28 protein-coding genes and 2 tRNA genes are annotated in these 26,684 nt (G+C 42.1%); 13 read left to right on the top strand and 17 right to left on the bottom strand.

The genetic code is table 11. The features are described from left to right. Positions 1-154: 154 nt before the first annotated feature. Positions 155-409, top strand: a complete 255-nt coding sequence (locus tag AM228_RS12495; RefSeq protein ID WP_054466430.1) for a hypothetical protein — start codon at positions 155-157, stop codon at positions 407-409. 137 nt (positions 410-546) lie between these two features. Further along, a complete protein-coding gene (locus AM228_RS12490) occupies positions 547-816 on the top strand; it encodes a type II toxin-antitoxin system VapC family toxin (protein ID WP_231636773.1) in 270 nt (89 codons plus the stop codon). A gap of 208 nt (positions 817-1,024) precedes the next feature. Here the strand turns inward: AM228_RS12490 and AM228_RS12485 are convergent, their stop codons facing one another. After that, complete coding sequence (locus AM228_RS12485) at positions 1,025-1,387, bottom strand: type II toxin-antitoxin system PemK/MazF family toxin (protein WP_054466429.1); 363 nt, start codon at positions 1,385-1,387, stop codon at positions 1,025-1,027. Beyond that, positions 1,372-1,608, bottom strand: a complete 237-nt coding sequence (locus tag AM228_RS12480; RefSeq protein WP_054466447.1) for a hypothetical protein — start codon at positions 1,606-1,608, stop codon at positions 1,372-1,374. Before AM228_RS12480 ends, AM228_RS12485 begins: the two co-directional genes overlap by 16 nt. Positions 1,609-1,693: 85 nt before the next feature. Between AM228_RS12480 and AM228_RS36185 the strand changes: the two genes are divergently transcribed. Further along, the gene (locus tag AM228_RS36185; protein ID WP_255353191.1) at positions 1,694-1,819 is read left to right on the top strand and encodes a hypothetical protein; all 126 of its coding nucleotides are present in this window, start codon (positions 1,694-1,696) and stop codon (positions 1,817-1,819) included. Between the two features lie 214 nt (positions 1,820-2,033). Here AM228_RS36185 and AM228_RS12470 read toward each other — a convergent pair whose 3' ends face one another. From AM228_RS12470 to AM228_RS32475, 4 genes are all read right to left on the bottom strand, one after another. Continuing rightward, positions 2,034-2,864, bottom strand: a complete 831-nt coding sequence (locus AM228_RS12470) for an ABC transporter permease (RefSeq protein ID WP_054466427.1) — start codon at positions 2,862-2,864, stop codon at positions 2,034-2,036. Positions 2,865-2,896: 32 nt separating this feature from the next. Continuing rightward, positions 2,897-3,664, bottom strand: a complete 768-nt coding sequence (locus AM228_RS12465) for an ABC transporter ATP-binding protein (protein ID WP_054466426.1) — start codon at positions 3,662-3,664, stop codon at positions 2,897-2,899. A 59-nt stretch (positions 3,665-3,723) separates the two neighbouring features. Further along, positions 3,724-4,770 (bottom strand): ABC transporter substrate-binding protein, encoded by a 1,047-nt coding sequence (locus AM228_RS12460; protein ID WP_054466425.1) that lies wholly within the window; start codon positions 4,768-4,770, stop codon positions 3,724-3,726. A gap of 272 nt (positions 4,771-5,042) precedes the next feature. Beyond that, positions 5,043-5,198, bottom strand: a complete 156-nt coding sequence (locus AM228_RS32475) for a hypothetical protein (protein WP_156331724.1) — start codon at positions 5,196-5,198, stop codon at positions 5,043-5,045. 41 nt (positions 5,199-5,239) lie between these two features. Here AM228_RS32475 and AM228_RS12455 point away from each other — a divergent pair, with 41 nt between their 5' ends. Beyond that, positions 5,240-5,671: an NUDIX domain-containing protein gene (locus AM228_RS12455; protein ID WP_054466424.1), complete on the top strand. Its 432-nt coding sequence runs from the start codon at positions 5,240-5,242 to the stop codon at positions 5,669-5,671. On the opposite strand, the gene folK is transcribed toward AM228_RS12455, so the two are convergent. After that, positions 5,601-6,176, bottom strand: a complete 576-nt coding sequence (folK, locus tag AM228_RS12450; RefSeq protein ID WP_082348863.1) for a 2-amino-4-hydroxy-6-hydroxymethyldihydropteridine diphosphokinase — start codon at positions 6,174-6,176, stop codon at positions 5,601-5,603. The two genes, AM228_RS12455 and folK, sit on opposite strands and share 71 nt — an antisense overlap. Positions 6,177-6,287: 111 nt before the next feature. On the opposite strand from folK, the gene AM228_RS12445 reads away from it, so the two are divergent. Next, positions 6,288-7,040, top strand: a complete 753-nt coding sequence (locus AM228_RS12445; RefSeq protein WP_054466423.1) for an SDR family oxidoreductase — start codon at positions 6,288-6,290, stop codon at positions 7,038-7,040. A gap of 81 nt (positions 7,041-7,121) precedes the next feature. Here AM228_RS12445 and AM228_RS12440 read toward each other — a convergent pair whose 3' ends face one another. The 5 genes from AM228_RS12440 to folB form a co-directional block, all read right to left on the bottom strand. Continuing rightward, positions 7,122-8,183 (bottom strand): glycosyltransferase family 4 protein, encoded by a 1,062-nt coding sequence (locus AM228_RS12440; protein WP_054466422.1) that lies wholly within the window; start codon positions 8,181-8,183, stop codon positions 7,122-7,124. A gap of 10 nt (positions 8,184-8,193) precedes the next feature. Beyond that, complete coding sequence (locus tag AM228_RS12435) at positions 8,194-9,135, bottom strand: glycosyltransferase family 2 protein (RefSeq protein WP_197285286.1); 942 nt, start codon at positions 9,133-9,135, stop codon at positions 8,194-8,196. Next, positions 9,132-10,232 (bottom strand): ABC transporter substrate-binding protein, encoded by a 1,101-nt coding sequence (locus AM228_RS12430; protein ID WP_054466421.1) that lies wholly within the window; start codon positions 10,230-10,232, stop codon positions 9,132-9,134. The genes AM228_RS12435 and AM228_RS12430 overlap by 4 nt, the downstream gene beginning before the upstream one ends. A 36-nt stretch (positions 10,233-10,268) precedes the next feature. After that, the gene (locus AM228_RS12425; RefSeq protein ID WP_054466420.1) at positions 10,269-11,018 is read right to left on the bottom strand and encodes a class I SAM-dependent methyltransferase; all 750 of its coding nucleotides are present in this window, start codon (positions 11,016-11,018) and stop codon (positions 10,269-10,271) included. Between the two features lie 222 nt (positions 11,019-11,240). Continuing rightward, a complete protein-coding gene (gene folB, locus AM228_RS12420; protein WP_054466445.1) occupies positions 11,241-11,609 on the bottom strand; it encodes a dihydroneopterin aldolase in 369 nt (122 codons plus the stop codon). 231 nt (positions 11,610-11,840) lie between these two features. On the opposite strand from folB, the gene AM228_RS12415 reads away from it, so the two are divergent. Then, a tRNA-Thr gene (locus AM228_RS12415) sits at positions 11,841-11,912 on the top strand. Positions 11,913-12,066: 154 nt separating this feature from the next. On the opposite strand, the gene AM228_RS12410 is transcribed toward AM228_RS12415, so the two are convergent. Beyond that, positions 12,067-12,139 (bottom strand) — tRNA-Arg (locus AM228_RS12410). Positions 12,140-12,386: 247 nt separating this feature from the next. Further along, the gene (locus AM228_RS12405; RefSeq protein WP_054466419.1) at positions 12,387-13,778 is read right to left on the bottom strand and encodes a malic enzyme-like NAD(P)-binding protein; all 1,392 of its coding nucleotides are present in this window, start codon (positions 13,776-13,778) and stop codon (positions 12,387-12,389) included. A 365-nt stretch (positions 13,779-14,143) separates the two neighbouring features. Here AM228_RS12405 and AM228_RS32470 point away from each other — a divergent pair, with 365 nt between their 5' ends. Continuing rightward, on the top strand, positions 14,144-14,293 hold the full coding sequence (locus AM228_RS32470) for a hypothetical protein (protein ID WP_156331723.1): 150 nt from the start codon (positions 14,144-14,146) through the stop codon (positions 14,291-14,293). 149 nt (positions 14,294-14,442) lie between these two features. Next, positions 14,443-14,643 carry a hypothetical protein gene (locus AM228_RS12400; RefSeq protein WP_054466444.1) on the top strand — a complete coding sequence of 67 codons (201 nt, stop codon included), beginning with the start codon at positions 14,443-14,445 and terminating at the stop codon, positions 14,641-14,643. Between the two features lie 245 nt (positions 14,644-14,888). Here the strand turns inward: AM228_RS12400 and AM228_RS12395 are convergent, their stop codons facing one another. Next, positions 14,889-15,596 (bottom strand): cyclase family protein, encoded by a 708-nt coding sequence (locus AM228_RS12395; RefSeq protein ID WP_054466418.1) that lies wholly within the window; start codon positions 15,594-15,596, stop codon positions 14,889-14,891. 65 nt (positions 15,597-15,661) lie between these two features. Here AM228_RS12395 and AM228_RS12390 point away from each other — a divergent pair, with 65 nt between their 5' ends. The 3 genes from AM228_RS12390 to AM228_RS12380 all read left to right on the top strand — a co-directional run bounded on the left by AM228_RS12390 (position 15,662) and on the right by AM228_RS12380 (position 18,043). After that, positions 15,662-16,405 carry a DUF3386 domain-containing protein gene (locus AM228_RS12390; RefSeq protein WP_054466417.1) on the top strand — a complete coding sequence of 248 codons (744 nt, stop codon included), beginning with the start codon at positions 15,662-15,664 and terminating at the stop codon, positions 16,403-16,405. A 659-nt stretch (positions 16,406-17,064) separates the two neighbouring features. Beyond that, on the top strand, positions 17,065-17,475 hold the full coding sequence (locus AM228_RS12385; RefSeq protein WP_231636772.1) for a DUF6932 family protein: 411 nt from the start codon (positions 17,065-17,067) through the stop codon (positions 17,473-17,475). 37 nt (positions 17,476-17,512) lie between these two features. Continuing rightward, positions 17,513-18,043, top strand: a complete 531-nt coding sequence (locus tag AM228_RS12380) for a helix-turn-helix transcriptional regulator (RefSeq protein ID WP_054466416.1) — start codon at positions 17,513-17,515, stop codon at positions 18,041-18,043. 563 nt (positions 18,044-18,606) lie between these two features. On the opposite strand, the gene AM228_RS12375 is transcribed toward AM228_RS12380, so the two are convergent. After that, complete coding sequence (locus tag AM228_RS12375) at positions 18,607-19,983, bottom strand: DUF4041 domain-containing protein (RefSeq protein ID WP_054466415.1); 1,377 nt, start codon at positions 19,981-19,983, stop codon at positions 18,607-18,609. A gap of 700 nt (positions 19,984-20,683) precedes the next feature. Between AM228_RS12375 and AM228_RS12370 the strand changes: the two genes are divergently transcribed. Both AM228_RS12370 and AM228_RS12360 read left to right on the top strand, forming a co-directional pair. Then, complete coding sequence (locus tag AM228_RS12370; RefSeq protein WP_231636771.1) at positions 20,684-21,340, top strand: hypothetical protein; 657 nt, start codon at positions 20,684-20,686, stop codon at positions 21,338-21,340. A gap of 1,055 nt (positions 21,341-22,395) precedes the next feature. After that, positions 22,396-23,898: an NAD(P)/FAD-dependent oxidoreductase gene (locus AM228_RS12360; protein WP_054466413.1), complete on the top strand. Its 1,503-nt coding sequence runs from the start codon at positions 22,396-22,398 to the stop codon at positions 23,896-23,898. Positions 23,899-24,460: 562 nt separating this feature from the next. Here AM228_RS12360 and AM228_RS12355 read toward each other — a convergent pair. Continuing rightward, on the bottom strand, positions 24,461-26,623 hold the full coding sequence (locus tag AM228_RS12355; protein WP_231636770.1) for a pentapeptide repeat-containing protein: 2,163 nt from the start codon (positions 26,621-26,623) through the stop codon (positions 24,461-24,463). Between the last annotated feature and the right edge of the window lie 61 nt (positions 26,624-26,684).

Below are 26,684 nucleotides of genomic sequence, written 5' to 3'. Positions count from 1 at the left end.
GTTGTGAATATGTAGGGGCGAATGCGCTCGTCGCCCCTACTGTGGAACCAGAAAAGAAACCCGGTTTCTGAGGTTTCTTAAGGGGGCGATCGGGGTAGATGGGCGAGCTAATGAGTGGTATAATATAAAGAAACACACAACCAGAAACTCAAGTATGTTAGAAAAAGTAACAGTCACTTACGATGGTTCAGCGTTTTATCCAGAAACTCACCTCAATCTAGAACCCAATACCCGTTATACAATCCAGATTATTTCTCAAGAACAACAGACTGAACCAACGGATAAAAATGCTTGGGATTTGCTAGAAGACATGGCTGGAACTTATGAAGCACCGGAAGATTGGTCTAGCGAACACGATCATTATTTATATGGTACACCCAAACGAAACAGTAAAAACCGTAAAATATGAGCAAAGATAGACTTTTTTTAGACACGGTGTTCATTCAAGCAATTCTTAATCCCCGTGACCAATATCATTCTCCAGCCATGCAACTACTCCCTCGGGTCAAAAATGCACAATAAGTCTGGATCACCGAAGCCATATTCATGGAAGTTGGTAATGCACTCAGCACCTACGATCGTCATAAAGTGGCTGCTTTTATTCAAAAATGCTATAAAACTGATAATATTTCAATTGTAAATATCACGCCTCAACTCTTTGAACAAGGATTAAATTTATATGAGTCCAGATCCGACAAAAAATGGGGATTAGTCGATTGTCTTTCGTTTATCGTTATGGAACAGCAAAACTTAATTGATGCTGTCACCTCAGATATTCATTTTATTCAAGCCGGTTTTCGGACATTATTACGATAAAAGATCGAGCGAGACGCTATTAGTGGGCGGTAAGCTTTCTCTATGCGGTTAGGCACAAGCAAAGAAACCGGGTTTTTTTTATGAATATTTAGGGGCGAATGCGCTCGTCGCCCCTGCTGTGTCACCAAAAAAGAAACCCGGTTTCTAAGTCACTTGAGAGGGCGATCGCCTGTATCGAATTTAGATCAAAAAGCACGCCGTCTTTTTTCTACAAAGCAAACACGGTTCGGAGAGCATTATCAATTTTTAGCAAAAGTTCTGGTTCCAGTTCACCTCGAATTGCCACCAAGCGAGAGCGATAATCAATCGGGCGGGTTTGCAAGCAATCGGCAATAGATTGTTTAGTCAATCCATTCCCTGACGAAGGCAAAATCTCGACATTTGTTGTAATTTTAGCTTTTTTGTCGCTCCATGCGGTAATTGGGACAACTTGAATCACCGGAACTCGCTCGTTGTAAGTGTTATTTGTCACCACAATACAAGGTCTAATTTTTCCCGTTTCTGAACCTTTAGTGGGGTCGAAATTAACATCAATAATTGTCCCACGCTTGAGCTTTATTCTTTCGGCCATTCTTCTAACCCGGCTTCAGTTAGTGCTTGTAACTCTGGCTCCTCTTCATAGATTTCCGCATAGAGGGTGGCTGATTCCTCTAATTTAGAGGATTCTAAAGCCGAGCGCAATCTTTTAAGCGCTGCCATAACCAGTTCCCTCGAATCTTGAAAACCATAGTCTTGGAACTGTTCAACAAATTGACCGATTGAATCATCCAGTTTAAATGTATATTCTTTCACCTTTGAAATCCTATCCTCTAGAGCGTAAATAAAAATCACGCTGTCTAAAGCAACAGCAACACCCTCCAAGTATTCTAATCGCGCTATGACTCCCGTTCCCCCCGGACGTATGCGATCGCATCAACTCCATCCCAGAGATGGCGATGCTTTGCAAACAGACGGGAAGTATGGCTGGGAACTGGCAGCATCACCACTACACCATCTACTATAGGACTTACGCAACGAATCTATATATGGGGTATTGGTGCGTTTGCCTTATTTTGCGGGAATCGCTTTTTTTCCAACAAAAGAAACCGGGTTTCTGTGGTGGATATCACAGTTAAGTGTGGAACCAAAAAAAAACCCGGTTTCTAAGTCCCCAAGAAAAGAAACGGCGGCGATCGCCCGAATATTTTATCACTTATATTTTATAGATATCTTATAATTTAGGGTGTTCGTTTAATCGAGCTTTCATGCCATTTTCCTAAAAGTAAGTTTGAGAAAGCGTTCAAAATCAAAAAAATCAAGATTCCCAGCCCACTAATCATCACTAAAGCCGCAAACATACGAGGAATTTGTAAATTATAACTAGCGATGAGCATTTGATAAGCTAATCCCGAATTCGTGCCTCCGGTTCCGGCGACAAATTCGGCGACGACGGCGCCAATTAATGATAAACCACCGCTAATCCGTAAGGCGGATAAAAAATAGGGTAACGCACTAGGTAGTCTTAAATACACCATCGTTTGCCAGGGATTCGCTTTATACAGACGAAACAGATCCCGCAAGTTCGGATCGATGCTATTCAGACCAAAAGTGGTATTAGAAATGATGGGAAAAAAGGCGACGATCCAAGCACAAAGTACCAAGGCAGCAAAGGTATTGTTTCTCAGCCAAATAATGATTAAAGGCGCGATCGCCGCGATCGGCATTGTTTGCAGAATCACCGCATAAGGATATAAGCTTTTTTCAATCCATTTGCTCTGAGCCATAAGCATGGAAATTAATAACCCTAAACCGGCTGCATAAAAAAAAGCTATTATAGTAATTTTTATGGTAATCAGCAAAGCGGGGAATAAAAGAAACCAGTCACTAATTAAGGTTTGGATAATTCGACTGGGAGAGGGTAGAAGATAGGGAGGTATCCCAGTAAGATTTACCAAAAACTCCCAGGTAAATATCATCAAAATTCCTACTCCAATCGGGGCGATAATATCTAGAGATAGTAAATCTTTAACTCTGATTTTTTCCCGGAATAATTTTTTCAACAAATTCATACAATCCTTTCTCCAGTTGTTGTAAATAACCGTCAAATCGACTCTTGACCCATCATTCCTTGAGATAATTCATGGGCTACTTGCTGACAATATTGGGAATAGAGAACGGAAGTACGAAATTCTTCCGAACGGGGATAGGGTTGAGCGATCGCAATATCCGCCACCACTCGACCGGGACGGGGTGCCATGACCACCACCCGATTGGATAAATAGACCGCTTCATAAATATTGTGGGTGACAAAAATAATTGTCCAACTTTGTTGACTCCATAAATTAAGTAACTCCACATTTAATTGAGTGCGGGTAATATCATCTAAAGCCCCAAAAGGTTCATCCATAAGTAACACCGTGGGAGAGGTCACTAAAGTTCTGGCAATGGATACCCGCATTTTCATCCCTCCAGAAAGCTGACGGGGATAAGATTTAGCAAACTTTTCTAACCCAACCAATTGCAGGGATTTGTTAATTGCCGGATCCGCAATATTTTTCGAGATTCTGGCTAATTTTAGGGGTAAACGGACATTTTCCCGCACCGTAGCCCAAGGCATCAATGCCGGTTCTTGGAAGACAAAGGAGAGATTTTCTTGAGCAGTAATATCATGCCATTGAATCGTGCCTGAACTGTGATTAGTCAGTCCGGCAATAATCCGAAGTAGGGTACTTTTTCCACAACCGGAAGGCCCTACCAAACTAACAAATTCACCGGCATTAATTGCCAGGTTTAAGTCAGTCAGGGCGACGGTGCCATTGTCGAATAACTTATTCACCTGACTTAAGGTAATTAAAGGTTGAGAATTCATCGGTGATTCACTCACTCTATAGATCGGGTATATATCCAGTATATATCGGGTATATTGGCCTAGGAATTTTGATAATAATCCACGCCCTTATTCACAAACTGGAGGGTATAAGCCTGTTTATAATCCGTGTTCGCATCAAAAACACCCACCGCCACTAAATTTTGAAATAAATTTTCCCAGCGTTGGTCGGTCATCGCCCCAATGCCCAGAGTTTTGGCATCTCCTGATATAATTACCTCATATTCTTTTAACTTATTGAGTCCATAATCGATCAAATCGTCGGTCATTTCCGGGTTATCTTTTTTAATCAGTTCATTTGCGGGTTGAGGATTTTCCAGATAACTATACCATCCTTTAATTGAGGCATCAACAAAGCGTTGCACTAAATCTGGATTGGTTTCGACTAATTTTTTGGTGGTTTCTATGGTAAAGGCATAAGGATTATATCCCGCATCGGCTAAAAGTAAGATATTGGGTTTAAATCCGCCTTCTTTTTCAATGGTATAAGGTTCAGAAGTTAAAAGACCTTGTTGGGCGGAGTTTTTATCCACTAAGAACGGGCTTACATTAAAATTGTAAGGGCGTTTTTGGTCATCACTTAACCCATACTTAGTTTTGAGTATCTGCCAATAATAAGCGCCAATAGTCAGATAAATTGGTTTTCCTTTTAATTGCTCAAAAGAATCATTGCCGACTCCGGGATGAGTTAAAAGAACTTGGATTTCTTTTTGAAAAATAGCCGCCACTGTTATTTTCGGAATCCCTTCTTGTACTGCTTTAATAGCATCAATACCACCTCCGATCGTAAAATCAATCACCCCTCCCATCAACAACTGGGTTGTATTAGTTTGCGGACTCCCCGGTTGAATGGTGACATCTAGTCCATGTTGGCGATAAATTCCCGTTGCTAATGCTTGATAAAAGCCGCCATATTCTGCTTCGGCTTTCCAAGAAAGCAGAAATTTAATTTTATCCAGTTTTTCGGTTGATTCTGAACTGGAGGATGGAGAATTTGACTGAGTACAAGCGGTGAAAAGGCTACTGCCTAAAGCTAAAGAACTCAGTTTTATGAATTGGCGACGTTTGATTGGATACGATTTGTTCATAGTGGGGCTTGGCTCCCATAAGTTTTCACGGATTTATACAACTATAACTATTGTTAATGGTTTAGGGTCGTTTTGGCAATAGCCAACTCGGTAATTTCATGGCTTGCTCATAATTAAATTCCCTGATTCAGGTAATTAGTGTTTGCTCAGAGGGTTCAGAACCATATATGAAGCATATATATTTAGTATATTTAGGTTAATGTAAAGATATGTTAATTTTTGGCGATCCCCCGTTGAATTGTATAGTTAAATATCTTATGTATCTTGAAGAATTACCGGGGCGATCGCCTCGACCAATCATCAGCAAAACTCTTGATTAGGATTGATTGATGAGGATTTCGGAATTTTAATTCTTCTGAGTACAATCCGATGACTAAATTTAATCTTAATTCGCGATCGCTCGGTGAATGTCCGTTGTGAACGGTCAAAATCTAACCACAATTGCAAAATCATCAATGTAAAAACATCAATGCAAAAACATTTTCCATTGACGACTGTAGGCGCACTCGTCGTGAATTCTCGCGGACAAATTTTGATTGTCAGAACTACGAAGTGGCGCGGCACCTGGGGAGTCCCAGGAGGGAAAGTAGAATGGGGGGAAAGTCTGATTGACGCTGTGATTCGAGAATTCCAAGAGGAAGTGGGTCTAGAGTTGACCCAAGTCCGCTTTGCCTTGTTACAAGAAGCGGTTCTCGATCCACAGTTTTTTAAAGAAGCCCATTTTATCATGGTGAACTATTATGCACTTTCGACCCAGGAAACGATTATTCCCAATGAAGAAATCGAAGCATGGGCTTGGGTGACTCCCCAAGAAGCAATGGAGTATCCTCTTAATACTTATACTCGGATTTTAATTGAGGACTATCTCCATCAAAATATTGCTCAGTTATATCTGAATTAGATCGATTACCTTCAGCAGAGTTTAATTGCTCTAAAAGTTGCGCGATCGCCATACCGGAAACGGGTTCGATCCAATGCGGAGCAATTTCCGCTAATGGCCTCAAAACAAAATCTCTCTGAGTCATGCGGGGATGGGGGATCTGCAACGTTGGACTTTCCAGAATTAATTGATCAAATAGTAATAAATCTAAGTCTAAAGTTCGGGGTCCCCAATGCTCTAGGCGAACTCTCCCAAACTGACGTTCAATTCCCAGTAAAGTTTCTAGCAATTCTTCTGGAGTTAGCTGCACTTCTAAAATAGCACAACCATTGAGATAATCCGGTTGTGGCGGCCCAACGGGAGCGGTTTGATACCAACTGGATTTGGCTTTAACGGTAATCCCAGGAGTTTGATCAAGATTTTTCAGGGCGGATTCTAGTATCACTAGAGAGTCACCCAGGTTGCTGCCAAGGGCGATCGCACTAAGCATAGGTTCTGTGTCCAATTTTTCAGTGTGATCAACCATAAACTCAAAAATAAAGCAGCTAAATTGACCACATAATTTTATTGTATCGAGATTTGTCAAAAAGCTCATTTTCTGGTTTGGTAGATTAATAGACATCATCTAAAAAAGACAATGGATTTAAATAGAAAAGTCGCCCTGGTTACAGGGGGTGGCATTCGGATAGGACGTGCGCTGGTGATTGCTCTAGCTAAAGCTGGGTGCGACGTCTTTATTCATTACGGCAACTCTGCGGATGCGGCAGCAGAAGTTAAAGCCCAAGTAGAATCCTTGGGACGGCGTGGAATTACCTACTCCGCAGATTTGGCAGACCCCTCTGCCACGGATATGGTAATGCCCAAAGCTGTTGAAGCCTTTGGTCAAGTTGATATCCTGATTAATAGTGCTTCTATTTTCCCAGAAGAAGATAGATTTAACCAGATTGACGTTGCTTTGTGGGATAAAATTTTGGCGATTAACCTGCGTGCGCCATTTCAACTTTCTCAAGTCTTTGCCAAGCAAATTCCCCCAGACAGTCAAGGAAAAATCATCAATATTAATGATGCTCGCATTCCCCACCCCAATACAGACCATTTTGCCTATCGTTTGACCAAACGGGGCTTGTGGGATATGACACAAATGATGGCTTTAGAATTAGCTCCCCGGATTACCGTAAATGCTGTCGCACTCGGACAAATTCTTGAAGACCCGATGGCCCCAGACCCTAAAAAGTTTATGGAAGATTATGCACAGCAGCATATTCCATTAAAAATTCCTGGTAATACTAAGGTTGTGACAGATAGCGTGCTGTTTTTACTCGAACAAGATTTTTTGACGGGTAGCACAATCACTCTGGATGGGGGTGAATATATTAGACCTCTTGCCTAAATTACCATAAATTAGGTTTAAACATATTGATTTTGCCTGTAAAATTCGACGACAAGAGCTAGATTTATAGGGATGTTTCGGTTATTTCTGTGGCAAAACATCTTGAAACCATTGCTCTAATCTATCTCCAAAGATTGATAAAGAATATTCCATCTCTGCCCGTTGGCGACAGATATGGCGATCGATTTGGTTAATCCCCTTGATGGCTGCAATTAATTCATCTAGGTTATCAGGTTCTACTAACCAACCCGTTCGACCATCTACCACAATTTCTGAGGGGCCACCGCGACGATAGGAAATCACCGGAACCCCGCAAGCAAGGGCTTCCAGTGCTACCCTACCTAAAGCTTCTACCCACTTATGGGTCATCAGTAAAGCTTGACATTTTCCTAATGCGCTTTGAAATTCTTTGGTGGGTAAAAAGCCCATATACTCTATGGAAGCCTGGGGATAGTCCCGGCAGATCTGTTGCCAATATTCTGGATCTTGAAGATAGCCAAATACTTGTAGATGAATACCAGTTTTTTGAGCAGCAGCAACTGCATCTTCGAGTCCCTTTTCTGCTGATATTCGCCCTGCCCAAGCTAAACCATTTCCAGGTTCTGGGCAAAATTGATATTGAGTTAGGTCAATAGCACCCCCTAAAATTCTAAAGGATTCGGCGACTGAGTAGGTAGCAGCTTGAGCTTTGGTATGGGCCCCCAGAGTTCCTGGACAGAGGTGTGCTACCCTTTCAATCGCCCGATCCATCACACCAGTCCAGGAACCGATACAGACATAGTGAAGAACGGGGCATTTAAAGAAGGGTGATAAGTAAAAGGGCAACCATTCGTAACCAAAATCAATAATTAGGTCATAATCAGCCTGGACTTGATGGGCATAATGCCACATATTGGCCAAAACTGAGTTATGGGGAATAATTACGGGGTCGTTATAGGTGGGTTCGGGGATTAAGGGTTGCAGTTCTCCAGGAATTTCTTTGACGGGTAGAGATGCTACTGCGGAATCTGTAGGGGCAACGATTTGGATTTGATGCCCTCGTTGGATCATTTCTGTGGCGATGGTCTTGAGATTTAGGGCGACTCCTCCCAGACGACCGGAGTTTAAGGAACTGACAGGACTAGAGACAAAAAGTAATTTCATCTTCAAAAATCTAAGGGGTAACTGATTCTAATTCGGGTTTTAACCAATCCGCATGACCATTTTCGGTCTGGTCGAGGAATTGTTCTAGATTTTGGCATCGTCCGGATTCCATATACCGGCGAAAGAGTCGATTGAGGAGTAAGTTTTGAGAAAATTCTTCGTAGGCTATTTGCCGAATTTCTGGGGTGAGATCGAGTTTTCCTGCTTCTAATAAGGTGAGGATTTGTTGATAGGAGCGTTCGGCGGTTTCAAAGGCGTTGGCGGACTGAGTGATGGAGTTGTCTCGCTTGTAGTAGCGATAAAGGGGCTGAGGGTGAATGGCTATTTTCCCTACTCGGCTTAATAGTTCGAGATTGAACAGGACATCGGCAGCAAAGGGGACTTTTGTCCAACCCCGACCAAAAAATTCCCGACGGAAGACGGGGAAGAATGGGACACGGGGCTTGAGAATATCATCCGCTGTGGCAAAGGTAACGGTGGTGCGATCGCCGAAGGGACGCTTATACAGCATCAAGTCTGTGTTATATACGCCCGTATTGTCGATCGCCGCACCGTATTCCATCGCCAGGGGAAGCAGTTCTGCCAGACGGTTGGGTTGGAAAGCATCGTCAGCATCGAGGTTGGCGATGACCTCGCCAGTAGAAATGGCCATTGCCGCATTGCGGGCGGGGGCTTCTCCACTACCACAGCCCCCCGTGTAAGATTGTTTCAATCGCCCGTCTTCAATGCCGTGGCGAGATAGCACGGATAAATAGTCTACCCCGTCGTCCGAACCGATCGCTGCTTCCCAGTTTGTATAAGTCTGGTTTAGGAGGCTTTTGACAGTTTCAGCGATCGTGTTTTCGGCTTGGTAGGCTGGAATCAGAATACTAACTAAGGGGGCAACACCGTTGCACATAGTAAATAAGTAAATATATAAGTAAATATATAAGTAAATATATACTTTAGTCAATTGATATGCTGCTGATTTTTCCCGTTTTTTTGGCTGATTAAATTGGGACTAGACTCTGCTAAATAGTAATCCACTCCCTTATTGACAAATTGCACTGTAAACGCATCTTGATAATTCAAATTCCGTGCATAAATTCCCAGTTCTGCCATACTTTCAAACAATAATTTCCAGCGATCCTTACTCATAGTCCCGATCCCTTGCTTTTGAGCCTCTGACGAAAGAATCATCTCATACTCTTTGAACTTTGCTAATCCGTAAGCTAGTTCTTCATCTGTGATTTTTGGATTCTCCTTTTTAATCAGACTATTACCCGGATCTGGATTCTGTAAATAGCTGTACCACCCCTGAATAGACGCATCAACAAATCGTTGGACTAGATCGGGATTTTTTTCTACCAGTTCTTTTCTGGTTTCAATGGTAGCAGCATAGGATAAGTAACCATAATCTGCTAACAAAAAGACTAAAGGCTTAAATCCCCCCTGTTTTTCAATCATTAATGGTTCATGGGTAATATAACCTTGTTGGGCTGAATTTTTATCCACGATAAAAGGAACTGGATTAAAGTTATAAGGCCGTTTTTGGTCATCGGTAAAACCATATTTAGCTTTTAAAAAAGGCCAGTAGGTGACATTGGCTGCGGAAGAAACATAAATAGGTTTTCCCTTAAGGTCTGCCAAGGTTTTAATGTCTGGGTTAGGATGAGCGATTAAACATTGGGGATCTTTCTGAAAAATAGCAGCGACGGTGATTTTAGGAATTCCTTCTGCTACAGCCTTGATTGCGTCAATCGGGTTCCCCATATTAAAGTCAATCAGACCTCCCATCAGTAATTGAGTCCCATTTGCTTGAGGCCCACCCATTCTAATCGTGACATCTAAACCGTGGTTTTGGTAAATTCCTGTTGCCAAAGCTTGATAAAATCCACCGTGTTCTGCAACTGCGGTCCAATCTGCAGCTAATGTCACTCGATCGCTGCCAGAATTCCCCCCTGACAGTTGACTCTTTTGAGTACAGGCAGCTATCAGACTACTCATGCAGATAGAACCGTACTTCAGTAACGTGCGGCGATTGATTAAATGATTGGTTAGAGAATTCATAACTTTGGCCTAGATAGTGAAGGAATTTAGCTGATATTATTTCTGGCACTCGATTAATCGCATCGGTGGATTATCTAATAAATCTTGCCAATAGTCCTGACCAAATTTTTCAATTCCTTCAGGAGAAATCATGGGTTTGTACCAGTTGACTGTCTTAAACCCGACTTCTTTGAAAGCCCATTCATAAGTTTCTTGACTCAAATAATAGTCATCAATTACGATCTGTTCTCCATTCACATCGAAAGCAAAGCTAGGAATTGCCATTCCATCCTGAAAATTAGAAAGATTAGTATTTCTATAATATCCGTATTTTTCGATTCGCTTATACGACTCTGAAGATAAGGCAACATTATTATTGAGTGCCACAAATCGGCCACCCGGTTTCAAGTTGTCATAGATGGTTTGGCACATTTGGCGCAGTTGGTCTTTGGTTTGAGCGTGATTGATAGAGAAAGCTGCGCCAACCAGATCGAAACTATCTATTGTCCCCAGTTCGCACATATCACTAACGATATATTCTATTCCCAGGGATTCTTTGGCTTCTTGTTCTCTGGCCAACTCTATCATTTTGGGAGAGATATCTACCCCGACTACTCGGACTGCACCATTTTTTTTAAAGTTTCGGCTGTGTATCCCTTCTCCACAACCGAGATCGAGAATTGATTTACCCGAAAGATCCCCCAATTTGTGCAAATAAGTATAAGTCTCAACATATAAGTAGATGCTGTAGATATTTTGCTGCCGAAATTGTTTGTATTGGGTTGCTATGGGATCATAAACTGCCATATTTTTCTCCGATTACAACTTAGCCGTAATTTGGTGGCTTGATTTGACTTAAGACGATCGCCAAAGGGGTTAAATATATCGAGAAAATCCAGAAATTTCTAGATTTTTTTGGGAATTGGTCAGGAATTCGCTCTGTAATTCGCTCTGTCTCAAATTGATCGCCTCATGGCCGAATAGACCATTATTATATAATACAGCAGATAGAGGCTAGAGATCGCGCGGTTAAGAAACTCGATCTTTGTCGCGAATCATTTCGATCACAATATGTCCAGGGAAACCGGGAATCGGTGGAGAAACTTTCACCAAGCGCGATCGCACTTTTTGCACCTTTTCAAAGTTAAGCATCGCTTCAATAATCGCGGTATTCAACCGTTCCACGGTCTTGAATTTTGCCGTTTCCATCAGTTGCCGGACTTGTTCCACCACATCAGCGTAATTTAAAGTATCTTCCAGGCGATCGTTTTGACCCACCACCGACAAATCCAACCATAAGGTCAAATCGACTTCAAACCATTGACCAAGTACCTGTTCTTCGGGAAAGTACCCAACATATCCGTAATACCGCAGCCCGGTAATTTCGATCGCGTCCATTTTTTTGCCAAAGCTTGCTTGATTTTGCTCCAAGGGCGATCGTGATTTCTATGACTGTGGTTCAAACTATGCAGGTTTTTCACAGTCAACCCCATTCAGTGATGCGCCAACAGAATATCATAAACCAAGTGGGGGGAATTTTTACCAGGGTCGGGAAATCTGCCACTGGGTGAAGATCCTTCGATACCCCCTTGCCAATCACACCGATTATTTGTTATAATAAAAAACGTTGCTGGTGTAGCTCAGTGGTAGAGCACCCGCCTTGTAAGCGGGCGGCCATCGGTTCAAATCCGTTCACCAGCTTTATACCTATTCCCTTATAGACTCAGGATTTTAGGGGTTTACTCAAGCTAAATTTGATATAAAGTAACTCAGTTTTNNAAAACTGAGTTACTTTATATCAGATATATAGTCAATCAATCCCTATAAGCCTTAAGTTATAAGGATTTATTTAAAACGAGCATGGAGGGATTTGAACCCCCGACCCTCAGAACCGGAATCTGATGCTCTATCCACTGAGCTACATGCCCTCACAGATTTCTACTATAACATGGTTTTGCTCGAATTGCTAGTTTTGAGGGAACTTTTTTTGCCGATCGCCGATTTGACTAGGGTGTGGGGTGTTCTGGGGCGGAATATTTCCGGGACGGAGGAGCAGCGGCTCCCCGGGGCGGGGAGCCGTATATCGTGCGGTAAGAAGGTTATTGGCTAATGACTAATAGCTAATAGCTAATAGCTATTAGCTAATAAATGATAGATGATAAGTGATAGCTGGGATTAAGCGCGAGCGATGCCTTCTTGACGGGCGGCTTGTTGGACAGCGGCAGAGACGGCAGGGACTACTCGGCGATCGAATACCGAGGGAATGATATGCTCAGAATCTAATTCCGCCGGAGAGACTAAAGCGGCGATCGCCTCAGCGGCGCTTAGATACATAGAGTCAGTAATTGTGGTGGCTCGACAGTCGAGGGCGCCGCGAAAAATTCCCGGAAAGGCTAAGACATTGTTAATTTGATTGGGGTAGTCACTGCGTCCGGTAGCGATGACGGCCACCTTGTCGGCAACTAATTCGGGCTGAATTTCCGGAATGGGGTTGGCCATCGCAAAGATGATGGGGTTTTTGGCCATTGTTCCGACCATTTCTGGGGTGAGAACTCCAGGCGCACTTAAGCCAATAAAGACATCGGCACCGACTAGGGCATCGGCTAGACTGCCGCCTTTTTCTGCGGCAAATTCCCGTTTTTCCTCGGTTAAATTGGGGCGATCGCGGGCAATTATTCCCTTGGAATCGCACATAGAGATATATTTGGCTCCAGATGTACGCAGTATCCGGGCAACGGACACTCCTGCCGCTCCTGCGCCATTCATCACAATCCGCACTTTGTCCATTGATTTATTGACAACTTTCAAGGCATTAATTAAAGCCGCCAAAGAGACAATGGCCGTGCCATGTTGGTCATCGTGAAACACGGGAATATCTAGTTCCTGGCGTAATCTGGCTTCAATCTCAAAACACCGAGGGGCACTAATATCTTCTAGGTTGACCCCACCAAATACGGGGACGATATTTTTCACTGTTTGGACTATTTGATCTGTATCTTGGGTGTCCAGACAAATGGGAAAGGCATCGATTCCGGCAAAGGCTTTAAACAGCATGGCTTTGCCTTCCATCACAGGCAAAGCGGCTGCAGGGCCGAGGTTGCCCAATCCCAACACTGCCGAGCCATCGCTGATGATCGCCACTGTATTGTTTTTGATGGTGAGATTGTTTACTTGTTCGGGATTTTCCTTGATTTCTAGACAAATTCGCCCTACTCCTGGGGTGTACGCCATGGCCAAGTCCGCTTGGGTCGCTAGAGGAATTTTGTTTTCCATCCGGATTTTGCCCCCACGATGCATATTAAAGGTGCGATCGTATATATTGATAACTTTAATATTAGGTAGGTTCTTGACTGCTTGAGTAATTTGTTGGGCGTGCTCGCAGCTTGCCGCATCTACGGTGACATCCCGGATGATGCTCGATCGGTCTTGGGAAATTAAGTCTATTTGACCCAGGCTGCCCCCGACTGAAGCGATCGCCTGAGTGACTTGAGCCAGCATACCCGTGCGATTGGGAAGCTGTAAGCGCATAGTTAAACTAAAACTAGAATTTGGGGTCAAATTGACCATAAGGTGATGTTTCTCCTACAAGGCGGTTTAAAAATAGAGACAAGTGTTACGTCGGTAATTCTTGTTCTGAGTTGAACAGAGATTTCAGATCCTACATCTTTTCCGATCGTTCTTGTACAGAAAAAATATTCACCGCAGACCCTTGGCTGTTCCCGCCTCAAGAAACTGGAGAAAAGCCATTTCGGATCCCGGATCATGCCTGAGATCGTCTCAATAGTTAATTTTCCTTAGTTGATTTTTCTTTAATTGTTCCCCATAATCTGCCGGAAATTCCTTTAATCCGGGTGCGATTCCGCCAGAGCGGATCGCGATCGCGAATCGCCAAAAATATTTTTCACGCTTCAACCGGGCTTCATTCCTAGGAGATGAGTTCAGACGGCATCAACTCAGATTTTTTTCATATTCTGCTAATTTTTGCTCTAACCCTTACCAAGACAATGGCTGGGATTGCTAATCTTCCCGATGGTTTGATGGATTTTTCTGGCAAAAATTCCCAAAAAAATAGTGTGATTTAAATCACACTATTTTGGTGTTTGTGTCACAAATATCATGGGTTCTGTGTCACAGTAAACTATGATAAATATCACTTTATATGAAGTTGACAATCACACTCTTTTCTTTAAATAAGCTTCATATTAAAGATAAAGAACTCAAGGTAAGATCGATGAACACAAAATTAGGCAATTCCGAACTCACCTTAGCGGAAGTCTTTTTTCAGGTCTATCAACAAGGTAAAATTGAACACAGTCACAGACAACACCTGAGAGCAACCTTATTAAAGGAAAATATCAGCGAGGAAGAGCAAACAGCGATTAACCGCTTGCTCTATGCGGTTCGGCGGGGTTGGTTACAAATTGCCGAATAGATTTTGAGGGTCGAATAGACAGAAAATAAACTATAACTTTACTGTCATATATCGATGAAAAATTCGGTAAATCACTTTAATTTGCGATAATTTGCGATCAGGCGATCGCCTGCATAAAAAAAATCATAAAATCTATAAAATATTAAGCTTGGTGGGATTCTTGCCAAGTTTTTTAATCTGTGGACAAATTTATATTTGAATTATAGGTGAAGCAATAAATTAAGGCTAATTTTAAATCAACCTATTTATGGGATAAATGCCATGACCCCTGCGGGAGAACCGGAGCCATTTTGTAATCGCAAAATCCCGATCGCCAAGGTTGTCCCAACCGGCGGCAACTGGTCTAAATTAGTCAGATTTTCCAGAACAATTCCACCCTGGGATAATACTTGTTTATTGGTGGCAAAAGTCATATCTTGACCAGAATCTACCCCGTGAGTGTCAATGCCCACCCCCGCGATTTGTCGCTCATCGAGCAAAAATTTTGTGGCCTCTGCCCCAAATCCGGGAAAATGTTGTTGATTGATAAAATCATCCGGTTTTGCCCATTTTTGCTGCCAACCTGTGTATAGCAGAACCACCGTTTCTGGGGGAATTCTGCCGTAGGTTTCCTCCCAAGAAAATACATCATCTAAGGTGAGCAAATAATCAGGATTTGTAGCGGCTAAGTTGACAATATCGATCGCTATGGCGGGAACGACTAGGGACTCCGCAGGGTAGGCATCAATTCCCGGACTGTTGGGAAAAAAACTATTTGGGGCGTTGATATGGGTGGCGCTATGTTCCCCCAGGGAAAACCGCCGCAGGTAATAGCCGTCTGGGTCGATATCGGCGACTTTTTCCAGTTCTACGGCTGGATCTCCCGGCCATTGGGGGATTTGGGGGTGGATGATGTGACTCAGATGAATGATTCGGGAGTAGGCGATCGCCTTTTGGGTGGGATACGCTGCCATAAAATTTCCGGGATATTTGTTAAGTTATGTTAAGGATAATATTGTTCAGGACTTTTAAAGAAATCATGCAAAACCGACTCACTCGTAAAATTTTCCTCTGGAGTTTCACGGTAATTTTAACCTTAGCTGGCTGGATTGTGGCTACCCCAGTCCGGGCTGAAACCCTGGCAAATGCAACCACTCCATCGGCTTTAGAAGTATTTCGCGATGCTTATGATAGCCGCTATTTCTGGGATAGTGATTTTCCAGGGTTTTCGGCAACGGTAGAAGTGACCGAAGATGGGGCAACTTATAAAGGCGAAATGGAAATTGATTCTAATTTAGAAATTACCGTGGTGGGGATTGATGATGAAGATGCCTATCAATCGGTGTATTCTGGGTTACAAATGTTAGTAATTCACCGCCGTTCTGTGCCCTTTGATTTGCTCCACAAAGAGCATACTTTTAGCTTTGGCCCAGTCCTAGAAAATGGGGCGGTAGAAATTGACCAAGCAGGGGGTGAAACTCCGTCATTTTATTTAGTTCAGGATGGCAAAATTACTCAGGTGAATCGGTTAATGCCTACCGGGGGTGTGACGGTTGATTTGTTAGAGTCGGAACCAACTCCGATGGGTTATTTGGGGACTCGCTATCACGCTTTTTTCAAGACCCCAGATACGGGTGAGGCGATCGCTGAGGCGGATTTTGAAGATACTTACGAAAAAGTGGGGAATTACTATATTCCTAATCGTCAAGTTATTCGCCATATTGAGGCAGGAGAAGAAAGCACTGTTGAGATTAATCTGAGCAATATTCAGTTACTTTCTTAGGGGCTTTTTCGGGAAGCGATCGGGTGGGAAATCCCCACCCGACTAGAGGAATTAGCAGCGGATGTGGCAGCGGATGGGATAACGGATTTGGCAACGGATGAGTGGTTAGTAGACTTATTGCTTTCCCAAGCCAAAAAGCCCCCCTTTTTAAGGGGGTTTGGGGGGATCGAGATAGGTATTTTGCAAGAGGTATGATGAGAGGCATTTTTGTAGGGGCGAAGCATATAGCCCAGCGGCATAGCTTCGCTTACCGGGCAAAAAATCTATAGGATCTAAGGACAAATTTATTCCCCGTAGGCGAAGCCTTCTCGAAGAGTATGCTTCGCCCTCATGGTATTTTATCACATATTTCTATACACTATTGGCAGCGGATGAGTAGCTGATGAGAGGCATTTTCGTAGGGGCGAAGCATATAGCCTAGCGGCATAGCTTCGCTTACCGGGCAAAAAATCTATAGGATCCAATGACAATTTTCTTCCCCGTAGGCGAAGCCTTCTCGAAGAGTATGCTTCGCCCTCATGGTATTTTATCACAGACTTCTATATTTTCACTCTATATTTGATATGGTGGTTATGGTCAAAATAAGTGCGCCTGAGCTATAAACAAAATATGGTAAGCTTGATGGCTGAATCATCAATTGAAGACGTGAGTGTGAGGAAGTGATTCCAGAATTTGATGAAAATGGCAACTTACCGCCTGGGGTTCATTTTTGCGAATGGGAGGAGTTTGTAGATCGATTTGGCACCACCGATCTAAGATTGCGTTTAATGCGCGGACTGCAAATGGCAATGCAGCAGCTTAAAGCAGCGGGTTGTCGGACAATTTATATTAACGGTAGCTTTGTCACCAGTAAGTCTGACCCCGGAGATTTTGATGCCTGTTGGGATCGAGAAGATGTTGATATAGACTATCTCAGAAGGGAAGCTCCTCAATTGTTAAAGTATTATGACAGATCCGGACAAAAAGCTAAATACAAAGGGGAATTATTTGCCTCAGATCAACCTGTAGGCAATTATGGAAAAAACTCTTTTGATTTGTTTCAAGAGGATAGAAAACACAATACAATATAAAAGGCATTATTGCTATTGATTTATTAAGGTGGAACCCATGATTAAAGATGAAAACCAGTATAAATTTAGTCAGCAGATTGCCAGCGAATTTGAAAAATCTATTGCGGCAATGGATAGAGATGAAAATAGAAAAATAAACGACCCTGATGGGTGGGAAATTATCAGAGGGTCTTTAAAATGTCACCTTGATAAGTTAAGGTCGGAAATTGCCGAATATGAACGGCTGACATCCCACGATCGCCTCCAGCCAATTGTGTTAACTCTGGATGATATTGATGACTTATCTCAAATTTTGATTAAGGCGCGGATGGCCGCAAAGTTAAGCCAAAAAGAGTTGGCAGATTTGTCTGGTCTGACGGAAGAAAAAATTTGCCGTTATGAGGATAATGATTACCAAGATGCCAGCTTTTTGGAGGTAAAATTTGTCCTAGATGCCCTGGATATTAGAGTGCAAAAAGCTGAGTTTCTAGTCCCTTTAGATACTCTGAGAAGAACCCCGGTTACTAAGGAAGAATTATTGGGTGACCGACGGAAAACTGACAGCGATCGCGTGGCGATCGAGCAATGATTTCGCCAGTTTAGTCCCAAGTTTAATCGAATAATTAAAAAAAGCGCGATCGCTTTTGTAGGGGCGAAGCATTCGGGCAAAAAATCTATAGGATCTAAGGACAAATTTATTCCCCGTAGGCGAAGCCTTCTCGAAGAGTATGCTTCGCCCTTATACCATTTTATCACATATTTCTATATCCTAAATCTATTAAATCTATATTTAATACCATTTACAAAAATTCATACAACAGTAGGGTCGCGGGGCTACCACTGAGGGAAACCCGTACATACAGCAATCCCAGGCTCCAGCATGGAATAGCTGTATGTAGCAAAATTTTTTACAATTGGTATTACCTACCGCCAAATCTTTGCCTGCGGCAGAAGTCTAACGGTTGAGATCGATAACCCTTGATCTCCTTGAGGTATAACAAAAATTATATCATGGGATTGGGTGCAGTTATTGGTTAGACCCGCGCTTGATTGGAAGTTTGACCAATTTATATCCGCTGACAATTTGCTGGTTTCAAAGATCGTCAAATGAGAAACGAGATCCCTGGGTGCAACCCCTTCTTGAAACCAAAGTTAGCTAATCTCAGTGCGCTCTTTTGCCAGAGTCTTTCGATAATCAGCAGCTTCGGCAACTTTAGTAAATTTGACTTCTGATTTACAGATATGAAGCTCCTTGTCTATCTCTCGTACAGCGTCAACGATTTCCTGCAATGAAACGCGAAAAAATTCCTTCTTTTCGTTTGCCTTATTCATTCTTGTATTATCAAAATATCTGTGAAGACGGGATTCAAGTTCTGGTGCATTTTCACAAAAAATCATGGCATGAACATCAAAAGGAAACGGAACCGAAGCGCTACTTAGTTCTTTAACCCGATCCATTGGCTCTAAGCGTCTTGTCATACCAATTTTATATATATCCTCGCCGAATGAACCAATATTTGAAATAATATAGACATATCCAGATTTAGTAAGTTGTGCTTGAGAAATAGCTCTCTGCTTATTTGCTTCAGCTTCGGCAAGCCGCTTTTGCAATTCTTGAATTTGACTAAAAAGTTTTTCCTGAATTTTGCCGGTGGCTGACTCTGCATCTCTGCGAGCTTTTTCCAAAGCTTCCTGATAAAGGCGTTCTTCTTTTTCAGCATCCTCTTTAGCTTTTTCCCATTCGCGCAAAGCCTTGGCCTCTTCACGCATCTGATCTCGAATAATGCGTTGTTCTTCTTGCTCTTGATACTTCTTCTCTTGATATTCGTGAGTCAGCCAAAGCTCCTGTAATTTTAGCTCTAAAAATTGTGAAACGATTTCGCAGTGTGTTGTCTGAGAAAGTTTATTTAGTTCTGTATAAGCTTTCCTAATTCGATTCTCCATTGTTTGAACGTTATTATACTTAACTTTTATAACCGCAGCATCACATTCACCGTTAAAGGCACGAAGAACTAACTTAATAAAATCATCAGTCATCTTCTTTCCTTCTTTTACACTGCCATTAACTGACCATTCAGTGCGACAAACAGCAGCTTGCTTGTCCTTGATCATCTGTTTCTGCTGAGACCGAATTTTATCCAATCGATGCTTATACTCTTCAGATTCTTGAAAATCGTATTTAGACTCATAAAAGCCAAAAGCTTCGACAATTTCTTGTTCTTCAAGTTCTTTAAGTTTTGACTTTAGTGTTCCAATCTTAATAGAAAGTTCACGTTCTTCTGCCTGTGCTTGACTATCTAGCTGTCTAAGCCGATTGCTCAGAACAATAATTTGTGCGTCTAGCTCTCTAGCAGTATCTTCCTTAGAAATCAGCCCACCATATTTCCGATCGGCTTCCTGTAGTCGCCTATCCGCCTCTTGAAGACGCTGTTGCGCGATCGCATAATCATTCTTGCTTTGTTGTAGCTGCTTAAATACCAGAACAAAGGCGGTAGTTAACCCAAGGAATAATAAAAACAGGAATATCATAAAAAGAAATTGCAATTATCTACTATCGGTTGTTCAAACTTGCACCCTCTCACTGCAAGATTCCTCTATTTCTCAGTTTATGCTGAAAGAAAGCTGCTAATTGACTAAGTGGCTCAAACAAAATCTCTAAGTATCCCTCAAGCCAAGATATCCAGAGATATAACTATATATTAGCTGTATTTTTTCCCTATATTAAACCATTTAAGGATTTTATTAGAATTTCATCCGTCCAATCCTCCCTCACCCTCTCTCATCTCGATCTCGCGCCATCCAAGTTATTCCATACTGCATCCAATGATATTTGGCTCGCTTGCAGTTAAAACTCAGTTTCATCATCAGGGAGTAGCCTTACTGAGACTGTTGTTTCTTCTGTGAGTTATCCTGATTCTATTAGTTCAATCTTTCCTGAGCGAACAGTAGACTAAAGCGTTTTTAGCATATTCATCTGATGAATAATAATATTTAGCAAAACTTTTGGAATTCCACTTGATTCAGAATCAGGATTTAGGCAAATCTAGGATTTAGTCGCCCTAATATACTATTATATATGCATATAATAGTATATTTATGGTTGATGTACCCGTCCTATGGATCCAATGCTGATCGCACTCCCTGTGAATAACCTTGATTTATCACCTCATATACAGTAGAGCGTTTTATAACGATATACCGATCGCACCTAATTTGAAAAGTCAAAAAAGTGGGAAAAAGTGGGATCTTTCTCAAATTAGAGTGTCACAGGGAAAAAAGTGGCAAAAAGTGGGAAAAAGTAGCAAAAAGTGGCAAAAAGTGGCAAAAAGTTGGGTATAATAGCCATAGTTGTGTCATCTGCCTACCTATGGATATTCCTCAAATATTGGAATTTGTTGATGAAGCTGTTTACGCTAAGACAGACAAACATCTCAATGACTTGCAACGAAAGATTATTACGGGAATACTCAAGGGGCAAAAGTATGCGGAAGTGTCAAAAAACTATGGTTATAGCGCCGATCATGTAAAAAAAGTCAGCCACGATCTTTTACACATTTTATCTGATGTTTTTGGCGAAAAAGTTAAGAAAGGTAATCTCGAATCTGTATTGGAACGGCAAATTCATGTCAGGATAAATTTTGGTAATAAAAATGCCCGACATAAAAATATTATCGGCATAGGGACTATTAACAATTGCCCTACTCCCGCAGGTGATTCGCCAAATAAAATTCAGCCTGTAATCACTGAATTACCGCATAACTCCCAAAATAAAGCTAAGATTAACACAATTGATAAATTAAGAATGTTTGGCTTAAGCGATGAGCAAATTGCCGAAGCATTAGATATCCCTTTAGATGTCGTTAAGCAAATAAACTTTGATGAGTGAATCGGCTGAAATATTATTTTAGTATTTATCATCCTCAACGTTATTCCATACTGCATCTAGTGATGTTTGACTTGCTGGCAGCCAAAACTGATTTTCACCGTAAGGACGGCGTTGCATTCGCGGATAAATATAAAAAACAGCAAATTTATTCACGCGAATGCAACGCCCCACAGGAATTATCTTGAGCGTGATGTCTTTGATTTACGATGATAATTGGAGTAGCTTTAATTGAGCGGTTTCTAGAATCGAATCTCGGATAAAGCTACTAGCTTTTGTTATTTCCAAGCCAATTAACTCTCCTTTATCGTTCAAGCGGTAATATTAGGACTGAGTTCAATATAACTTCCGGTTCATCAGCTAGAGTTAAATGTAAAATATCTTCTTGTTCAAAATAGATCATTTTTGTGGAATTCATTCGATGATAAACCTCCCGGTTTTTAAACGAAATTTTATTTGTTGACGACTGGTTGCATGAATGGTGATTGGTTGAATTGAATCTGCGTTAACTTGATAGGGAATGATGGCTAGGGCGAAGCATTGTAGGGGCGAATGGCCATTCGCCCCTACTGCCGGAAAGATCACGCCCGTACATTAATATTTTCAGCAATAGGTTATCTGTCGGAAAGATCACGCCCGTACATTAATATTTTAAGCATTGTAGGGGCGAATGGCCATTCGCCCCTACTGCCGGAAAGATCACGCCCCTACAGTTGGTCATGGGTTCCCACATTGATCCACCCCCATTAAAACCGCCAAGGTGCTCCGCACCGCGGCGTAGGCCGCGAAAGGCTTTGCACGAATTTTGCCAGAATTGTCTATTACTCAAATAGCGATCGCACCTTCCCTAATTTCCTCAAAATCAAAAATATGCGATTCCCGTGAGCGATCTGCTTTGCGGAATCGCGGATTTACCCTTGCCTAATCATTCACAAATTGCTATAATAAAACAGCGATCGCAGAAAAATAGGTTATGGCATCAAATTAACCGATAAAATATCTTTTGATTATAGGCTGGTATTATCTGTATATTTGTGAAAAAAACGATTGGTGAAACTATGGCAGATTGGGATGTAATTACGATTGGGAGTGGGATTGGGGGATTGGTTGCCGCTGGACTATTAGCCCGTTATGGTCAGCGGGTGTTAGTTTGCGAAAGTCACAATATTCCCGGAGGGGCTGCCCATAGTTTTTCTAGAGATGGTTTTCATTTTGATTCAGGGCCTTCGTTTTATTGCGGTTTAGCTGACGCAAATAGTTGTAATCCGTTGCGCCAAGTTTTGACCGTTTTGGGCGAAACTTTGCCCACGGTTGCTTACGATCCTCTGGGTCATTATCATTTTCCCGATGTGACATTTCCGGTTTATGGCAATTCTCAACGCTATCGAGAGGCGATCGCGCAAATTACTCCCACTGGGGCTGAAGAATTCCGCCGATTTGAACAACGGATGTTAGCCTTATATGACGGATTAAAAGAAATTCCCACCATAGAGTTACGGTCAGACTGGCAGGTGATTTCTGTATTTCTGAAATATTGGCGTTCTCTGTTGAAATTGCTGCCGCAAATTGGGTCAATTAATTCTGCCGTGGGTCAAATTATGGATGAATATATCCAAGACTCCTGGGTGAGACGGTTAATTGATTTAGAATGTTTTCTTTTATCGGGGTTAAAAGCTGATGGAACCGTGACCCCAGAAGTAGCATTTATGATCGGAGAACGCGATCGCACTCCTATTGATTATCCCCTTGGTGGGAGTGGGGCGATCGTTGATGCTTTAGTTCGGGGATTAAAACGTTGGGGCGGGGAATTGCGACTTAGTACCCATGTTGAGCAAATTGTCGTCAAAGCAAACAAAGTTGAAGGGGTAAAATTGCGGAATGGGGAAATCATTACTGCCCCCATTGTTATTTCTAATGCCACAGTTTGGGATACTTACAGCAAACTTTTGAAACCCGAAGACTTGCCCGCAAATTATCGTCAACAAGCATTAGAAACCCCCGCTGTGGAAAGCTTTATGCACCTGCATCTCGGCATTACAGCGGAGGGAATAGAAGGGTTGACAGGACATCATGTAGTTGTCCATCACACCGAGCAAGATATCACAGAACCGGGCAATACTTGCATGATTTCTATTCCTTCAGTTTGGGATGCGTCACTTGCGCCCCCAGGACATCATCTGATCCATGCTTATACCTTAGAATCTTACGCCGGTTGGCAGCGAGATGCCGATTATCCCCAGAAAAAACGGCAAAAAGCAGAACCGCTATTTCAGGCTATAGAAAAAGTGATTCCTGATTTACGTTCTCGCATTAAAATTGAGTTAATTGGCACACCCTTAACCCATGCGCGATATTTGCGTCGCTATCAAGGCACTTATGGCCCGGCGATCGCGGCTGGAAAAAGCACATTTCCCAATTTTCAAACCCCGATCGCTGGGTTATATCGCGTTGGAGATAGTACCATGCCGGGAATTGGGGTTCCTGCGGTGGCTGCCTCTGGTATTCTTTGCGCTAATACCTTGGTTTCCCCACAGCAAACTCAGGAATTGTTGATAAATTAATAAATTAAATTAAGTTTACGGGCAGAAATAAATGCACCACATACCATATCAGAAAAAAACTGTCATTCCCGCTTCGGGCGGGAATCCAAAGCCTATCGGCGGTTAAGGAAGCAATTAATTATGTTCACCTACTTAATCCTTACCCATCAAAATAATTCGTAGGGGCAATCCGATGGCGGTGGTTGCCCCGATTTTATTCTGAGATAGATATCTAAAGCCGTTCGCAGCTATGCTGCGGTGCGGAGCAGGCGGTTTTAAGGGGGGTTGGGGGGATCTTTTAACTTAGCCCCCAGCGGCAAAAGCGCCCATAATTAAGGCAGACAATAACAGACCCGGTGAGAGTAACAAGACTAACATTAATAAGTCATGGGTTGACATGAGATATCCTCCGAATTTTTATGATGACTGATTTCTCTCTACATTCTCTCTTTATACAGCATTTTTCAAATAAACGCTATACAACGCCGCCCTGGGTGAACATATTATATTAAATTATTATCCAAATTTATATCGTTTCCAGGGTAGGGCTGGGAACGATATAAATTATATACATGACGGCGACTTATTTTAAATAAATCAATAAGTTCAGACCGGGGATGGTGCGGGAAAGCGTCCAGAGTAATAGAGTCAGATATAAAATTCCCAGACTCCATTGATACCACACTAAGGTATTAATTAATCCGGGGAGGTGTTCGTCTCGGACGCGGATATCATTAAAGCCAAATTTAAATAGATTATTCAAACTAAAATCATAATAGTTTAACCAACTCCAGCGCCGATCCCAAAGAATTGGATAATAGCGATCGCGGAATAAGGGAAACTTAGGAATAATCGGCAATCGACCAATAGTTAAACGCAGTTGCCGCATACTCCCATCTTCGACAAAATAACTGACATTTAATAACTGATGATAGCGACCGCGCCAATAAATAATTGTAACCAATAATACAGGTAATGGCAGCAGAAAAATTGCCAGACAGCCTAAAGTCAGCCAAGAATTTTCTGGACTATTAAAAATCGCAAATAAACCAATCCCGGTAAAGCAGATAAAACTAATCAATACTGAGATAGTTTCTCCTAAGTTGGGCACAATGGGTTGAGGGACTAGCCGACGATACCGATCTATTAACCAAAATAAGACCCCAAAATAGGCGATCGCCACCATTCCTACCCCAAAAACTAACTCTGAACTGGTGCCATAAGCACTCAATAAAAGTAGCAAACTTAAGCCTAACCATTGTAAGGTATCTAATACGGAGGCAAAAATACCCGATCGCGGACTACAAAAGATGCGATCGCTGACTTTGACATAGGTAGCTAAATCAATTTCTTCTAGGGATAAAAGTTCATTTAAATTTCTAAAAAAATGCAGTTGGCGACTATCAATAATTGCCTTAACCTGTTGATTAGAAAAACCTAAACTTTTCAATTCCGCTGCTGTAGCAGTATTCACATTTACATTGTGTAAACGTTTGCCCAATTCTCGGAATTGCAATTTAGCCCGTAAATACTCCACTTGATTGGCATCAGGAATTTGTTCTGAGGAGCGAAAATTTCTCACTAAATTTCGCAACACTGTTTCATTTCCTTGTAAACTGGGAACCGAAAGTTTCCGCCCAATTCTGCCGGTATCTCCGGCAATTTTTGCCTGTTCTGAATCAAAAGTTAGTTCTGCCACATTCACATAAGCATCTGGGGTAAAGTCAGCATCACTAAAATCCGCTTGATTGAGAATACTGGCGCCCCTTAAGTTCACCGGCTGGGCAAATTGTGCCTCGCGGAAACTCGCTAATTGAGCAAAATTTGCCCCATTTAAAAATAGGGATTGGCTAAATTTATCGTTAGTAAATAAAAGGCGATCGCCAAATTGACCTTGGCTAAAATCCGCATTACTCAGCCATTGCACCCGACTAAAGTTAGCCAGTTTTTGCCACTGGGTTTGATGAAAACTGCCACTATTGGCAAAGGTACTGCCGGTAAAATTTACCGAGTCTTGAAATTCCGCCCGATTAAAAGTTGCTTTTTGGTAAAAAATACTGCCGCGAAATTGGGTTACAGCCTTAAACTTAGCACTATTAAATTTAGCCATAAGACTAAAACGAGTTTCTGACCATTCCGTATTGCCGATAAATTCTGCCCCGATCGCATCTAAGGTATTTAAGAAAAAGGTATTATTAAAATTTACCGTTCCCTCAAACCGAGTTTGCGCCATTTTAATCGGACCTCGTAAAATCGAAATTTGCACCTCAGAAGCGGGAGTTCCTAAGAGCGATCGCGACAACTGGGTAAGCTGCGATAACCGACGGCGATCGCGCTTAATTTGTAACAACTCATCTTCCGTAAACATTGGGGACAAAGACTCCGCATAAAGGGGCACTTGTAGCCCCAAATTATTACCATTAAATGCCCCCAAAATCACCGAATTAGAAACGTCTAAACCTACGGGATTTCCGGGACGATTTAAATAAAGTTTAACCTGCCGATAAAACTGGCTTTTAAACTCCGCATTATCACTGCGTAAATCAATAGTAAAATTGCTTAAATTAATCCGGCGCATCCCTTCAGTAAATTCCGGATTTTTGACTCGTTCTTGCAAAACTTCTCTCGTCAGCATTGGGGGAGTTTGGGGAATCGTCGCTGCCCATGCTGGTGCTATGACTATTTGCTGGAGTAACCAAAAAATTAAACCAATCAAAAGAGCGATCATAAAAACCAATTGAGACACAAATAAGTGGGTAATTCTCATCCTACATTAGACTGGTTGCCAAATTATCTAAATACCCCAT

Source organism: Planktothricoides sp. SR001 (assembly GCF_001276715.1).
Classification (GTDB): Bacteria; Cyanobacteriota; Cyanobacteriia; order Cyanobacteriales; family Laspinemataceae; genus Planktothricoides; species Planktothricoides raciborskii.
Note: the sequence above shows the minus strand (reverse complement) of the source record. Positions and strands in the feature narration are given on the sequence as shown.